This is a genomic window from Massilia agilis (genome assembly GCF_024756255.1).
GTDB lineage: Bacteria > Pseudomonadota > Gammaproteobacteria > Burkholderiales > Burkholderiaceae_D > Telluria > Telluria agilis.
Map to the genome: position 1 here is coordinate 379,081 of NZ_JANUHB010000001.1, position 15,420 is coordinate 394,500.

General features: G+C 69.2%; 8 protein-coding genes. 2 read left to right on the plus strand and 6 right to left on the minus strand.

Annotated elements, in window-relative coordinates:
• The first annotated feature begins 124 nt into the window (after positions 1-124).
• The gene (locus NX774_RS01700) at positions 125-1,015 is read left to right on the plus strand and encodes a serine hydrolase (protein WP_258820417.1); all 891 of its coding nucleotides are present in this window, start codon (positions 125-127) and stop codon (positions 1,013-1,015) included.
• A 188-nt stretch (positions 1,016-1,203) separates the two neighbouring features.
• Here the strand turns inward: NX774_RS01700 and recD are convergent, their stop codons facing one another.
• The 5 genes from recD to NX774_RS01725 all read right to left on the minus strand — a co-directional run bounded on the left by recD (position 1,204) and on the right by NX774_RS01725 (position 13,925).
• Positions 1,204-3,120 (minus strand): exodeoxyribonuclease V subunit alpha, encoded by a 1,917-nt coding sequence (gene recD, locus NX774_RS01705; RefSeq protein ID WP_258820418.1) that lies wholly within the window; start codon positions 3,118-3,120, stop codon positions 1,204-1,206.
• Entirely contained in the window at positions 3,117-6,743 is a 3,627-nt protein-coding gene (gene recB / locus NX774_RS01710) for an exodeoxyribonuclease V subunit beta (RefSeq protein ID WP_258820419.1), read from the minus strand. Before recB ends, recD begins: the two co-directional genes overlap by 4 nt.
• Positions 6,740-10,126, minus strand: a complete 3,387-nt coding sequence (gene recC / locus NX774_RS01715) for an exodeoxyribonuclease V subunit gamma (protein ID WP_258820420.1) — start codon at positions 10,124-10,126, stop codon at positions 6,740-6,742. Before recC ends, recB begins: the two co-directional genes overlap by 4 nt.
• Positions 10,127-10,255: 129 nt before the next feature.
• Complete coding sequence (locus NX774_RS01720) at positions 10,256-13,246, minus strand: CHASE domain-containing hybrid sensor histidine kinase/response regulator family protein (protein ID WP_258820421.1); 2,991 nt, start codon at positions 13,244-13,246, stop codon at positions 10,256-10,258.
• 94 nt (positions 13,247-13,340) lie between these two features.
• A complete protein-coding gene (locus tag NX774_RS01725; protein ID WP_258820422.1) occupies positions 13,341-13,925 on the minus strand; it encodes an acyl-homoserine-lactone synthase in 585 nt (194 codons plus the stop codon).
• A 193-nt stretch (positions 13,926-14,118) separates the two neighbouring features.
• Here NX774_RS01725 and NX774_RS01730 point away from each other — a divergent pair, with 193 nt between their 5' ends.
• The gene (locus tag NX774_RS01730) at positions 14,119-14,367 is read left to right on the plus strand and encodes a helix-turn-helix domain-containing protein (RefSeq protein ID WP_370660393.1); all 249 of its coding nucleotides are present in this window, start codon (positions 14,119-14,121) and stop codon (positions 14,365-14,367) included.
• Here the strand turns inward: NX774_RS01730 and NX774_RS01735 are convergent.
• Positions 14,342-15,079: a helix-turn-helix transcriptional regulator gene (locus tag NX774_RS01735; RefSeq protein ID WP_258820423.1), complete on the minus strand. Its 738-nt coding sequence runs from the start codon at positions 15,077-15,079 to the stop codon at positions 14,342-14,344. The genes NX774_RS01730 and NX774_RS01735 overlap by 26 nt on opposite strands.
• Positions 15,080-15,420 lie beyond the last annotated feature (341 nt).

Sequence of the window (15,420 nt, forward strand, 5' to 3'; positions counted from 1 at the left end):
CCCGTGCGCCATAGACATAGCGCATGCTTGGTGCTATCTTCCAACTTAAAGTAGTTTCTCAACAGACAGATGTATTTCACTGCCGACTATGGCAGTTTTATCCGTCACCCCCTTTTACCCGACTATGATGAAAAAACTGTTCGCCGCAGTACTGATGTCGTTCTCGGCTGCCGCCGCCGTGGCGGTGCCGTTCGGATCGCAATCGGTGCTTGTGGTGGAAGACGATACCGGCAAGGTCCTGCTCGAAAAGAATGCAGACCGCCTGATGCCGATCGCTTCCCTGACCAAGCTGATGACCGCGATGGTCGTGCTTGACGCCAAGCAGGACATGGACGAGCCGATCGAGATTGAGCAATCGGACGTGGACGTGATCAAGCACAGCACCTCGCGCGTGCCGGTGGGCGCGACCATTCCGCGCCGCGACGTGCTGCAGCTGGCGCTGATGTCGTCCGATAACCGCGCCGCCGCCTCGCTGGCCCGCACCTATCCGGGCGGCCCGGCGGCATTCAAGGCTGCGGTCAAGCGCAAGATCGCCGCGCTGGGCATGACCCAGACCGCGATCGAGGAGCCGACCGGCCTGAACCCGGCCAACCGCTCGACCGCGGAAGACCTGGTGAAGATGGCGCACGCCGCCTCGCGCTACCCGGAGATCACGCGCATCACCACCGATCCCAAGGACATCATCAACATCAAGGGCCGTGAGGTGGAGTACCACAACACCAACCGCCTGGTGGGCGCCAAGGGCTGGGACATCGGGCTGTCCAAGACCGGCTACACGCAGGAAGCGGGCCGCTGCCTGATCATGAAGGTCAAGGCCGCCGGCAAGAACGCGACCATGGTGCTGCTGAACGCGGGCGCCTCGTCGGTGCGCGTGCTCGATGCGCTCAACATCCGCCGCTACGTATTGGGCGACAACAGCTCGACCGCGTTTGCCGCGAACGCGCCGCGTGCAAAGGCCAGCGCCGGCGGTACGCGCCGCGTCAAGCATGTGAAGGCGCGCCGCCGTCATCGCTGATCGGCGTTGCCGCGCATGAGAAAGGCCAGCACCCGCTGGCCTTTTTTGATTGCTGGCTCTAACACGTCGTTCCCGCGCAGGCGGGAACCCATGCTGAAGCTCCCAGCACGCGGTCTATGGGGGGAATGATGCCGGTGGCATCATTCCCGCCTGCGCGGGAACGACGGCGCTTACGTTTCTTGGTCTTCTTAAGAACCCAGCAGCTCGCGCAGCCCGCTGGCCCGGTGCGTACGCCGCGCAATCGCCTGCGCCAGCCCCGCCCCTGCCGGCGTGATCAGGGTGAACTCGCTGCTCGCCCGCGTGATCCCGGTGTACACCAGCTCGCGCGCGACGATGCCGCCGCGGTCCTGCGGCAGCACCAGCACCGTGTGCCGGAACTCCGAGCCCTGCGATTTGTGCACCGTCATCGCATACGCCGTCTCCACGTCGCGCAGCCGGGTCGCAAGCACGCTGCGCACCTCGTCGCCCTCCAGGAAGTACACGCGCATCGAGCCCGCACGCTCCGGGTCCGCGAGCGTGATGCCGATGTCGCCGTTGAAGACGCGCGTGCCGTAGTCGTTGCGGGTGACCATGACCGGCCGGCCGGCATACCACTCGCCGCCGCGACGCACCAGCCCGGCCGCCTCCAGCCGCTCCTCGATGGCCGCATTCAGGCCCGCCACGCCCCACTCCCCTTCGCGCACCGCACACAGGATGCGAAATGCCTCGAAGGCCTGCAGCACCTTGCGCACCCAGGCTTGGTGCTCGCCATCCGGCCCCTTGGCCAGCAGCTCCAGGTAGCCCCGGTAGCCGCCAACGGCCAGCGCCACCGCCTGCTGCGGCTGGGCGTTCTCGATCCAGCGCACCGGGCCGGGCCCGGCGCGCAGCACGGCCTCGGCGCGCCCGGTGTCGCCCGCGTTCACCGCCAGTGCCAGCTGGCCGATCGGCCCGCCGAAGCGGCGGCTGTGGCGCAGCATCACGGTCTGCTGCGCGAGCGGGGCGCCCTCGCCCGTGTATTGCGCGGGAATCGCCTCGCCGCTGGCCGCTTCCACGTAGGCCTGCGTCGCGCGCGTGTAGTTGCCCGCCTGCGCGTTGTGGCACAGGTCGCCCAGCACCGCGCCCGCCTCCACCGACGCCAGCTGGTCCTTGTCGCCCAACAGGATCAGGGTCGCGCCCGCGGGCAGCGCGTCGAGCAGCGCGGCCATCATCTCGAGGTGGACCATGGACGCCTCGTCCACGATCAGCACGTCCACGTCCAGGGGGTTGCCGGCATGGTGGGCAAAGGCGCGGCTATCGGGACGCGCGCCGAGCAGGCTGTGAAGCGTGCGCGCTGCCCCCATGCGTTCGGCCAGCTCGCGCAGCGGCAGCTCGCCCTCGACGCGCGCGGCCAGGTCGCCCAGCGCCTTGTCGATTGATTGTTTCAGGCGCGCCGCCGCCTTGCCGGTCGGCGCGGCCAGCGCAATGCGGCGGCTGCCGGCGTCCTCGCCCGCCATTGCCAGCAGCAGGGCCAGCAGGCGCGCCACGGTGTACGTCTTGCCGGTGCCCGGACCGCCAGTGATCACGGCCACCGAACCGCGCAGGGCGATCGCGCAGGCCAGCTTCTGCCAGTCCGGTTTTTCGTCCGAGCGCGACGAGAACAGCACGTCGAGCCAGTGCCGCACCTGATCCTCGTCGACCGGGCGCGTTGCGAGCGCACGCGCGCGGATCGCCTTGGCCACCACCATCTCGTCTTTCCAGTAGCGGCGCAGGTACAGGCGTTCGCCGTCGAGCACCAGCGGCTGGCCGTAATCGAACTGGCCCGCCTGGCCGACCAGTTCACACGCAGCCAGCTCGGCGTGCCATGCCCTCGGGTTCTTCGGCAGCGGTCCGGCAGCCTGTGCCAGCGCCTGCCATTGGCCGTCGGGCCAGCCGAGCAGCTCGCCCGGCCCGGCCGCCAGGTCCGCCAGCGGCAGGCAGCTGTGGCCCTGTCCTTCCATCTCGGACAGCACCAGCGCGGCCAGCAACACCGCGGGCGAGGCCTCGCCAAGCGAGGCGATGAAGCGGGCAAAGGCGCCGGACAGGCGGCGCAGCTCGCCGGCCTCGGAAAGCCGCGTGGTTTCGAGCCAGAGCTTGTCGGCGCTCGTCATGCGGCCTCCTTGCCAAGCAGTCGGTCGATGCCATTTAGGAGTTCGAGATCCGGCTCCAGCAGGCAGCAGCCGCGCGTGGACGGGTTGGCGATCCCGCGCAGGAACAGGAACACGGCGCCGCCGAGCTGGTGCGCCGGCTCGTAGGCCGCGCCAAGCCGGGCCCGGAGCAGCCGGTGCAGGGCCAGCATGTAGATCGCGCCCTGGATGTCGTAGCGGTGGTCGGCCATTGCCCCCATCATCGCGCGCCGCGTGTACGCCGCGTCGCCCGGACCGAGCGCGTTGGATTTGTAGTCGAGCACCCAGTAGCGGCCCTGGTGTTCGAACACCAGGTCGGCAAAGCCCCTGAGCATGCCGTGCAGTTCGCGCTCCGGCAGGCGCGGCCGGTCGATGCCGGCCAAAAGGCGCTCGCGGCACAGGCGGTCCAGCTGGTCCACCGCCAGCCGGTCACTCGGGAACCAGAACTCCATTTCGGGCATCAGGGTATCAATCGCGGCAAGCGGGGCGCCCAGGGGCGGCAGCACGGTGCCGGCCACTTCGCGCAGCCAGGCGATGGCGTCGTCCTTGCGGTTGGCCCAGCCGGCACGCTCGCAGCGCTGCCCCAGCCTGGCGTCGAAATGCGGGTCGTGGATGCAGCCGAAGCCCTCCTGGGCCATCCACTCCAGCTGCTCGTGCAGGAAGTTGCCCGGAACCGAACCGCGCGGGAAGCGGTGCCACGGCACGTCTTCGATCGCCTGCGGCGCCGGCACTTCGCCGGCCGGTTCCTCGAGCAGGGTCTCGTCCTGTGCACGGGTGGGCGCGGCGCTGGCCTGGCGCGCCAGTGAGGTGAACGAACCGACCGTCCAGTCGCGCTCGAAGCGGGCGCGGTACACGGGGGCGTCGATCAGCTCCGGTTTTTCTTCCACCCGGTTCAGCACGGTGCAGCCCTGCGCCGCTTCCAGCGTGTGCAGTTCGATCGAGGACAGGCCCGCGCGCAGGTGTTCGAAGCGTGCGCGCAAGTCGCCCGGTGCGATCGGGTCGCCGCCGGTGAGCAGGTAGCCCAGCGCGGATTCGTGCAGCCGGTTCTGGCCCTTCTTGCGGCTGGCCAGCGCGGCCACGCCCAGCCACAGGAAATGGCTGGCGCGGGTGAGCGCCACGTACAGCAGGCGCAGGTCTTCCTCCAGGCGCGCGCGGTCGGCCGCCAGCACCGCCTCCTCGGCCAGCGCCAGGTCGATCTTGCGCGTGCCGTCTTCGTGCACGAACTCGACGAAGCTGCGGCGGCTGCCCTCCACCTTGCGCGCGGTGACGGCAAACGGCAGGTACACCAGCGGGTATTCCAGGCCCTTGGACTTGTGCACGGTGACGACCTTGACCAGCTCGGCGTCGCTTTCCAGCCGCAGCACGCGCTCGTCGCCACCCTCGCCTGCGCCTTCCACCTGCTCGGCGAACCAGCGCACGAGCGCCTGCTCGCCATCCAGTTCGCGGCTTGCTTCCTGCAGCAGTTCGGCCAGGTGCAGCAGGTTGGTCAGGCGGCGCTCGCCGCCCGGCTCGGCCAGCAGGCGCGCCGGCAGCTCCAGCTCGTGGATGAAGCGGCGCAGCATGGCCAGCACGCCCTGGCGCTGCCAGGCCACGTGCAGGGCCTTGAGCTGCTCGACGCGCTCTTCCCAGGCCACTTCGTCCGCGGCCAGCCGCGCGAGTTCCGCCAGCGGCAGGCGCGCCGTCGCGGTTGCGAACGCCGCGCGGGCCAGCGCGCCGTCCAGCGGGTTGGCCGCGGCGCGCAGCCAGCGCAGCACGTCCGCCGCTTCCTCGCTTTCGACCACCGAGTCCTTGTCCGACAAATAGACGCTGGCCACCATGCGCTGCTGGAGCGCGCGGCGGATCGCGTTGGCTTCGTTGCGGTCGCGCACCAGCACGGCGACGTCGGCCGGTTTCAGGCGCACGAATACGCCGTCCTCGCGCAGGAAGCCAACCTGCGGGTCGTTCAGCAGCTGCACAATGTGCTCGGCGCAGTGGTGGGCGAAGAACTCGCGGTAGTCGTCGGCTTTCAGGTCTTCCTGCTCGCAGCAGGCCACGGCCAGCGCCTGGTAAGGCCCATCGACGCCCACCAGCCGTTCCTTGCGGCCGTTGGCGTCCACCTTATCGAACGGCAGCGGGTTTTCGTGTTCCTTTTTGAAGCGGAAGGCGCCGGCGGCGTAGCCGTTTTCGGCGTGCAGGAACAGCTGGTTGACCGCCTCGACGATGCCTTCGGTCGAGCGGAAGTTGGTGCCGAGCTTGTAGTGGCGGCCCGCAGTGGCGCGGCGCGCGGCCAGGTAGCTGTGGATGTCGGCGCCGCGAAAGCCGTAGATCGATTGCTTCGGGTCACCGATCAGGAACAGGCCCAGCGACGGGTCGTTGTCCCCGACCCGGTACAGCAGGTTGAAGATGCGGTACTGGTCGGGCGAGGTGTCCTGGAATTCGTCCACCAGTGCGACCGGGAACTGGGCCACGATCCGGCGGCGCAGTGCCTGGCCATTCGGGCCTTCGAGCGCGTCGCGCAGGCGGTGCAGCATGTCGGCAAAGCCGAACTGGCGATTGCGCTCTTTGAGCTCGGCCATGCGGCGCGCGATGTGCTGGGCCGCGTGGCGCAGCAGCGCGTGCGACAGCGGCGTGATCGCCTGCAGCGCGCCGCGCAGTTCCGGCATGCGTTCGAAGCACTCCGGGATGTCGGTGCGGTAGTCCTTGGCGAAGGCGTCGTGGATGCCGTCCGGCGTGAGCCGGGACCACGCGGTGTCGTTCAGGTCGGGCTTGACCGCCACCGGGTCACTCGCCCACACGCGCAAGGCCTCGAACCACTTGGCAAGCGAATCGGCCCGCATCTTGTTACCGTTGAAGCACTTCGGGTTCGCCGCGCGCAGCGAGGCGATCCACTGCTCCATCTCGGCGGCACGGCCGGCCCAGCCTTCTTTCAGGCGCGCCAGCTCCGCCTGCTGCTCGCGCTGCAGGCGCGGCACCAGCACCGGCAAGGGTTCGCCGGCCTGCGCTCCCATCGCCTCGTAGCGCGGCACCAGCTCGCGCACGGACTGCTTGAGCACCTGCACGTCACCCCAGCACTCGAGCACCGCGGCCAGCGCGCGGCTGTCCAGCGGGTACACGTGCTGGCGCCAGTAGTCGTGGGCCGCGTCCTCGAACAGCGCGCGCTCGTCGCTCACCAGCTCTTCGTCGAACAGGCTGCCGCTGTCGAAAGCGTGCTCGCGCAGCATGCGCTGGCACCAGGCGTCGATGGTGAAGACGGCCGCCTCGTCCATCGTTTCGGCGGCCAGCACCAGCCGGTGCGCGGCCACGTTGCGCTCGGCCTGCGTGGGGTAAGCCTCCGCCAGCGCACGCAGGTAGCCATCGTTCGCCTCGCCCTCGCCGCGGAAATACGCGGCCGCGTCCACCAGGCGCTGGCGAATGCGGTTGGACAGCTCGCGCGTGGCCGCCCGGGTGAAGGTCATCACCAGGATTTCGGCTGGCAGCAGCGGGCGCGGGAAGCCGTCTGCGCCGCCGTGGCCGAGCACGAGGCGCAGGTATAGCGCGGCGATGGTCCAGGTCTTGCCGGTGCCGGCGCTCGCCTCGATCAGGCGCGAGCCGTGCAGCGGGAAACGCAGCGGGTCCAGCAGCTCGCTCATTGCGCGCCTCCGTCATGCGTCGTGATGGTGATGTCTTCCTTGAGCCATTGCACCAGCGGCCCGTACAGCTGCTCGACAAGAGCGTCCCATTCGCCTTTGGCGGTGAGCGATGCGAAGTCCGGCCACAGGCGTGCCAGGCACTGGTCCTGCTCGACCTCGCCCTGGCGTTCGAAGCCGCCTTCGTACGCCGCACGCGCATCGCCGCCGAGCAGTTGCGCCAGCGCCGCCTTGCACGCCACCGCGAGCGGCGCGTCCAGGTTGCGGCGCCACAGGGCCATCAGCGCGGCCAGGCCGGCCTGCCCGGCTTCGCGGGCGAGCGGACGCATGGTCACGAGCGCATCGCGCGCCACCAGGTAGCCGGTGACCGGCTGGCCCACCGCGCTGGCCGCGAGCTGGCGCAGCCAGCAGCCGACCAGCTTGTCGCCGCGCGGCGCACCGTCCTTGGTGAGCACCTTCGACGAGATCTGCATCAGCCATGCGGTGTCGCCGGCCGCGCCAGAGCGCAGGCGGTCGATCCAGTCGTCCAGCCGCACACCATCCAGCGCCAGGCTGACAGCGCGCTTGGGCGCCGCTTCGGGATAGCGCGCCACCAGGGCGAGCCAGGCGGTGCGCACCGGGACCAGCGCCTCGACCAGTTCGGCCTGCCACTGGCGCCCGACCAGGCCGATCGGCAGCAGGCCCTGGCGCGCCAGGCTGTCCGCGCGCAGCACCAGCGTGGCGCGCACGTCGTCCTCCGGCTCGGGGTGGCCGGCGTCGTCGAGCAGCCGGTCCTCGAGCGTGTAACGCTGCAGCGCATCCAGTGCGAATGGTTCTTCATCCTCGCCGACCACGTCCTCGGCCGCGAACGACACGCCGAGCCGGCGGCGGAAGAAGTAGCGGGCCGGCTGGCGCACGAACTGGGCAAGTTCGCCCAGCTTGAGACTGTAGTCCGGCTCCAGCTCGTACGGCGGGATCGCGTCGTCGGCACCGTTCTCCTGTGCGGCGTGGGCGGCGCGCCATTCGCCTGCATACGTGGGCAGGCCGCCGCGCTCGAAGTACACACGGCTGAACGGCTGCAGCGCGTGCACGGTGCTCAAGCTGGCGATGTCGAGGTCCCAGCCGGCGGCAAGGTAGTCTCGCAGCTGCGACACAAGCACGGATGCCGGCTGCTCGGTGTTGTCGCGCACGTTGCGGCCGACCCAGCTCACGTACAGCTTGTCGCGCGCGGCGAGCAGCGCTTCGAGCATCAGGTAGCGGTCGTCGTCGCGGCGCGAGCGGTCGCCCGGGCGGCCCGTGCCGGGCACGGCCAGCAGGTCGAAGTCGGCCTGCTGCGCGCGGCGCGGGAAGTCGCCGTCGTTCATGCCAAGCAGGCACACCACCCGGAACGGCACCGCGCGCATCGGCATCAGGGTGCAGAAGGTGACGCCGCCGGACACGAACTGGTGGTTGAGCGTCGGTTCGTCGATCTGGCCGAGCCAGGCCTCGCGCAGCACCGCCAGCGGCACCGCTTCGTCGAAGCCGGCGTTGTCGCACAATTCGAGCCAGCACTGGAGCGCCTTGTCCAGGTCGAGCAGCATCAGGCGGTCGGCCTCGTCGTGGGCCTTGAAGAACGCGGCGAGCAGCGCGCGCGCGCGCATGCCCCATTCGGCCGGGCGGTGCGGCCGCGCCAGCGTGTCGCGCCATGCCAGCAGCGACTCGATGAGCTGCGCGAGCGAGCCGGCCAGTTCGGCATCGAGGCCGCCCACTTCCGGGTACGGTTCGATGTCGTGGAAGCTGGCCCCCGCCCCGCTGGCGTAACCGAGCAGCATGCGGCGCACGCCGAACATCCACGCGTTCTGCTCGCCCGCCGCGCCCAGGCCCAGTCCGGCGCGGTGCGCGCCATCGAGCCCCCAGCGCACGCCCGCGCCCTCGATCCAGCGCGCCAACGTGGGCAGGTCGTCTTCATCAAGGCCGAACCGGGCGGCCAGCGAGGGCACGTCGAGCAGGTCGCGCACCTCGCTCTGGCGGCAGCGCTGCTGCGGCAGGCGCAGCAGCCATTCCAGCGCCACCAGCAGCGGGTTGACGCTGCGGTCCTTGACGTCGCCGATCTCGAACGGGATGTAGCGCGGATCGCTGCGCTTGTGCTGGTCGAACACGGCGTGGATCGCAGCGCTGAAGGTGTCGATGTCCGGCACCATCACCACCACGTCGCGCGGGCGCAGCGTGGGCTCCTGCGCGAACAGCGACAGCAGCTGGTCGTGCAGCACCTCGACCTCGCGCTGCACGCTGTGCGCGATGTGGAATTCGATCGAGCGGTCGGCCGGATCAGGCGGCACGTGCGGGTGCTCCGGCAGCGGCAGCAGGTCGCGCACCGCGGCCTGTACCTGCGACAGCAGCGTGCCGCGCTCGCCCTCCGAAAACAGGTCCACGCGCAGGTTGCCGAAACGCTCGCGCTCCTGCCCGTCGAACTCGTCGAGCATGCGCACGAAGTCGCGGCCCTGCCTGCCCCAGCTGGCCAGCAGCGGGTGGCTGTGGGCATGCAGTTCCTCGAGCGGCACGCTGGCCAGGTCGATGCCGTCGCGCGCGCGCTGGCGCCGGTGCGCGGCCTTGAGCAGCTCGCGGCCTTCGATGATGTCGCCCCAGTAGAACTGGCAGGGATTGGGCACGGCCAGCAGCACCTGGGTGTAGCGCGACAGCGCGGCGATCGCCTGCAAGGTCTGGTACGGCAGGGCCGACATCCCGAACAGCACCACGCGCCGCGGCAGGTGGCCGGCCGGCGCGAGTCCGGCGCTGCTGGCCGCGACAAAGCGCTCGTGGATGGTGGCGCGGCCGGTGTCGCGCAGCGCCGCGTCCAGGCTCGCGTGCACGGCGCGCCAGAGCTGCGCCTGCCAGCGCTGGTCCGGCGGCAGCGGCATCGGCTCGCCTCCCGGACGGCGTAACTGGTCGCGCCCCAACTCCCAGTCGGCCAGCCAATCGGCGCGGTACACCTGGTACTGGTCGAACAGGTCGGCCAGCCGCTCGGCCAGCTGCAGGCGCCGCTCGGGGTCGCCGTCGCCGAGGAAGTGCTTCAGCGGCTCGAACACAGGGTCGGCCAGCAGCGCCGGCAACAGCCGCATCAGGCGCCAGGTGAGCGGCCCCTTGTCGAACGGGGAGATCGACGGCACGCGTTCGCGCCCGAGCAGGCCGCGGTAGGCCTGCCACAGGAAGCGCGCGGGCAGCGCCACCTGGGTGGCCGCGTACACGCCCAGCTCCTCGGCCAGCGCGATCTTCAGCCACTCGGCCACGCCGTTGGACTGCACCAGGATGGTCTCCTGCTCGAGCGGGCCGAGCGGGTGGTTGCGCAGCCAGTCGAACACGGCTTCGCGCAGCAGTTCCATCTGGTTGCCGTGCAAAATCAGCAAGCCGGGAGTGAGCGGTTGGGACATTCGTATATGGTTGGGCAGCCTGGTCGCACAGGATACTATCTTCGCGGCCGCTATGGTAGGGTTCAGGCCCGGCCGTATAATCCCGTCAATATCGCCGCGGGGCCAGTGGCCCGGTCGATGCCAGCCTCCTCAGCGCGTGTCGGTGGCGCGCGCTCCCAGTTCGGCGCCGATCTGGCGCTCGAGCCGGGCGTGCAATCCGCGCAACCGGGCGGCCAGCGCGCGCGCCTGCGCCAGCGCGCCGCGCTCGCGCTGCGTTTCCAGGTCAGCGCACACCAGCCCAAAACTGTTGGCGCCCACGGTGCGCGCCGAGGACTTGATCCGGTGCGCGGCGGCGGCGGCACGCTCAAGGTCGCCGCTGGCCAGCGCCACGTCGATCTCGGCCAGCCCCTCGCGCGCGCTGTCGAGGAACAGGAACGCAAACTTGCGCATCTTGTCGCGGTCGCCGCCCAGCGCGGCGGCAAGCGAGGTAGTGTCGAGCAGGCCCGCGCTGGCCGTGGGCTTTTCGCGGGCCGGGGACGCGGCCCGCGCGGGCGCTGCCTGCCCGCGCCGCGCCAGCGAACGGGCCACCGTTTCGGCCAGTTGTTCGGGCGCTACCGGCTTGGTGACGAAATCGTTCATTCCAGCCGCCAGGCAACGGGCGCGGTCCTCGACGCTGGCGTTCGCGGTCATGGCGATGACCACCGTGTCGCGCAACGCGGCATCGGCGCGGATCCGGCGCGTCGCCTCGATCCCGTCCATCACCGGCATCTGCAGGTCCATCAGCACGCAATCGAAAGGCGCGCAGGCGAGCATGTCCAGCGCCTCGCTGCCGTTGGCGGCGACCGTCACCCGGGCGCCCGCCAGCTCGAGCAGTTCGCGCCCGACCTGCTGGCTGAACACGTTATCCTCGACCAGCAGGATGCGCGCGCCGGCGATTGACGTTGGCACGCGTTCGCTGTCCTGCGCCGGTCCCGCTGCGGCCTCGCCGGCATCGGCCAGCCTGGCGGTGAACCAGAACGTGCTGCCCTGCCCCGGCACGCTGTCCACGCCCACGCTGCCGCCCATCAGCTCGGCCAGCTGCTTGCTGATGACCAGCCCCAGCCCGGTGCCGCCGTGGCGGCGCGTGGTCGAGGTGTCTGCCTGGTGGAACGGGGTAAACAATTTATCCAGTTCGGCCGGGTCGATGCCGATGCCCTGGTCCCGCACCTCGAAGCACACCAGCGTGTGCCCGTCCTCTCGCGCCAGGCTGCGGGCGCTTACGCCGACGACGCCGCCCTCGGAGAACTTGATCGCGTTGCCGGTGAAGTTGAGCAGCACCTGTTCCAGCCGCAGCGGATCGCCGCGCAGCGTCCGCTGCAGATCCGGGGCCACGTCAAAGCGCAGCTGCAGCCCTTTGGCGGCGGCCGCCTCCTCGAGCTGGTCGCCGACGTTGCGCATCAGCTGGTCGAGCGACACGTCGAGCTCTTCCAGCTCGAGCTTGCCGGCCTCGATCTTGGAAAAGTCGAGCAGGTGGTTGATGATGCCCAGCAGGTGCTGCCCCGAGTGGCGGATCTTGTCGAGGTAATCGCGCAGCCGGGGCTCCTGTGCCGCCTGGCGCGCCAGGTGGGTCATGCCGATGATGCTGTTCATCGGCGTGCGGATCTCGTGGCTCATGTTGGACAGGAACTCGCTCTTTGCGCGGTTGGCTGCGTCGGCCTGGGCCTTGAGCTGGTGCAGCTCGGTGACATCGGTCGCCACCCCCAGCACCGCGGCCACCTGGCCATCGGCCACCACCGGCACGCGCACGCTCCACAGCTGGTGCACGCTGCCGTCGTGGTGGACGAATTCGATCTGTTCGGCCACGCGCCGCCGGAGCGCAAACACGGCTTCGTCGCGCGCCCACAGACGGTCGGCCTGCCCGGCCGGCATCAGCTCGCGGTCGAGCATCCCGGGCACCTGCTCGGCGTTGCGGCCGAATGCGGCGGCAGCCTTGGCGTTCACGTACCGGTAGCGGCGCTCGCGGTCCTTCATGTACACGTAGGCGTCGAGATTGTCCAGCACCGTGTCGAGCAGGGCGCGCTGGGCCAGCGCGCCGCGCCCGGTCCAGTAAAGCTTGACGAACAGGCCGTACACCAGCAGCGTGGCGACGAAGCCGGCGGCCAGCGCCAGCCACGGCAGGCGCCGGTCGAAGCCGGCGTACATGTCCTTCTTGAGCGCCGAGAAGCTGGCCTTCCACAGGATGCCGTTGTAATCGACCGGCAGCACCGTCTCGAAGCGCTCGCCGGCTGGCCCGGCGGGCGAGCGGTACAGCAGCCGGTCGCCGCGCGCGACCGCAAGCGGCCCGGCCGGCTTGCCCGGGCCGGCGGAGTACAGCGCCAGCGCCAGCACCTGCGGTCCGTAGCCTTCCAGCGCGCGCTCGACCAGCGCCGGCACCGAAAAGCTGACGCCGGCCGAGCCCATGTAGCGCGCGCGCCGCGCTTGTACGGTCGGCGGCACCTCGCCCCCGGCATACACCGGCATGCGCATGCCCAGCGCAATGTGCGGGGTGGGCCGGGACACCTGCAGCGGCTGGCTGGTCGCGCTGATCCCGCCGCCATCGCGCGACTCCTCCAGCGCGCGCACCACGGCCGGGTTGGCGGCGATGTCGTTGCCAAACTTGTCGCGGTACGGCTCCAGCGGCTCCATGTAGGTGATCACGGCGTAGCCCGGGCGGCGCCCCGGCGGCTTGATGTCGAAGTCGGGGTAGCCGCGCGGGTCGATGCTGCGGTCGGCCCGCACCGAGGCGACGAAGGCATCGCGCCGCGCGTCCTGCACCCACGGCGCCCACGACACCGCCTCCAGCGCCGGCAGGCTGTGCGCCAGGTCGAGCGAAGCGACGTAGCGCCTGAATTCGACGCGGGTGACCTCGTCGCCGGCCTCGAACAGCGCGGCCAGCCCGCGCACCACACCGGTGTAGGACTGGACCGCGCTGGCCAGGCGCTGCTGGGCGTCGTGCGCGGCGACCTCGAAACGGCTTTGCGCGTCCTGCTCCAGCTCGCGCGCGGTCAGCAGGTACAGCAGCCCCCCGACCAGCAGCGACAGCGCCACCCCGCCGGCCCACAAGCGCAGGCGCGAAGCGGGATTGGCCGGAGCAGGCTGCAGGCTGCGGGTGATCGAAGGCATTGGCGTCGCGCTCCGGCTTGGGGTCGGCAAAGACCCCAGTATAAGCGCAATGCCGGACGCGGCGGCACGCCAGGCGCCGCCGGCGAGCGCCGCGTCAGGATGCGATGCGGGTATCGAACAGCACCGCGCAGGTCGGCTCGATCTCGACGTACAGCGCGACCGCGGTCTCGATCCCGATGCGCACCGGATCGCCCAGCCGCTGCGTGACCACCCCGGCGCGCCGCAGCATGCGCTCGATCGCGGTGGTGGTGACGGTGACGTAGCGCGTCAACCCGGCCTCCTGGCCATAGCGGATGATCGCTGCGATCGACTCCATCGTCACCTGCGAAAACCCGAACGGCCCGCAGCCCTCGGTCTCGATCGCAAAGCGCGACAGCTCCCAGACCAGCGGGTCGCTCGGCGCCGGCTGCCCGTGCAGCAGCTGGGCGAACGAGTCCTTGAGCATGTACGGCCCCTCGGTCGGCAGCAGGCGCCAGCAGCCGCGCAGGGCCCCGCCGGCCTCGCGCATCATCATGTACATCGGCTCGAGCGCGTCGTAGCCATCGATCTCCATCCCGGACAGCACGGGCACTTCCCAGCCCAGCCGTCCCTTGAACACCTTCGCCCGCAGCGCGTGCATTTCCCACAGGTCCTTCGATTTGAAATCCCGCCGTGCCGCGATCTTGATTTGCAGTGCCATGACATTCCCCTTTTGGTTGTTTAAATGACATTTGAACTATGCAAGGTGCATACCAAGGATCATGCAAATCGGGAGAGATGAGTACTAGCAAGCTTGCTAGGTGGCTAGGGGCGGGCCGCTCTGAAATACTCGCTCATTGCAAATTTCAAAAAGAGGTGATGCAATGGCGAACGATTTTGGATACGAGGCAAGGATGGACGAACACACTGCAGGCATCAACCTGGGTTCGGCGGTCGAGCCGGTACGCCCGCTTCCGCTGACCGACCTGCGCCAATTGCGGATCAGCAAGCGCGAAAGCCAGGAGAAATTCTGGGGCCGTTTCGGCGTGACGCAGTCGAGCGGCAGCCGCTTCGAGACCGGGTTGTCGATTCCGGCCCCGGTGGCGATCCTGCTCAAGCTCTACGTCAACGGCAAGCTCAGCGACGGAGATCTTCAGGGTTGACCAGCCCCATGGCGATCGCTTTGACGACCGCCTGCTGGCGGGTGTTGACGTTGAACTTCTGGCGCACGTTGGCCATGTGAAAGTTGACAGTCGCCTCGGAACAATTGGTGATGCGGGAAATTTCCCACGATGATTTTCCCGCCATCACCCACTTGAGCACTTCCAGCTCGCGCTTGGTGAGCCGCGGCGGCGGCTCGTGGCCCGCCGCCTGCGCCGACAAGCGCAGCGAAGACTGGAACGCATAGTCGCGGATCAGCGACAACGCCGGCATCGCCCGCTCGATGTCGCGTACGGAACCGGCATCGGCCGGCGCATCCGAGGCAAAGCTGATCACCCCGAATTCTCCCCCCGGACCATGGATCGGCAGGGTCACCCCGAGCCGGATCCCGAAGCTGCACGCTTCCTCGTACAGGGCGCGCTGCGCGGGCGCACTGAAGGTTTCCGGCTTCCATACGATCGGCAGGCTGCTCTGCGCGCAATGGGTCACCGTCGGATCGACGTAGGCCAGCCGGTTGGCGTCGTAACGTTCGCGCCAGGCCGGCGCGTAGTTACTCATCAGGAAGGCGCTCTCCAGCTTGGCGTGGCGCGATGGCACCATCCCGTACAGCACCCTGTCAAAGCCGGCGCTGCGCGCGAGTGCAACCAGGTTCCGGCTCCATTGCGCCGGATCCGCGCTTTCCAGCAGCTCGACCAGTTGTGTCGTTGCGACCATAGTGAGGATGGATGCTGTCAATACAACAACACCATCCTAGATGAGTTGTAATCAGTGCGCATCAGAAATTACTATTTTTATACAATTTTACAACCATCCGGGGCGCGGCGGGCGTTGCATGAGAGCAACGGCTACTGGCAGCCCCGGCAATCGTGCGCCGTCACATACTGATTTCAGCTACGCTCGCCCGGATCACAGTTGCTAAATTGCAATTTCGACAACCATTCTGCAACAAGTCGTTCCGTTACTTGACTCTGCCGGGCACGAGAGTATCTTGTGACACTCCCGCAGTTAACAGTTTTCATTACCAGGCCCCTCCCCTGCGAACAACAGCGCCGTCT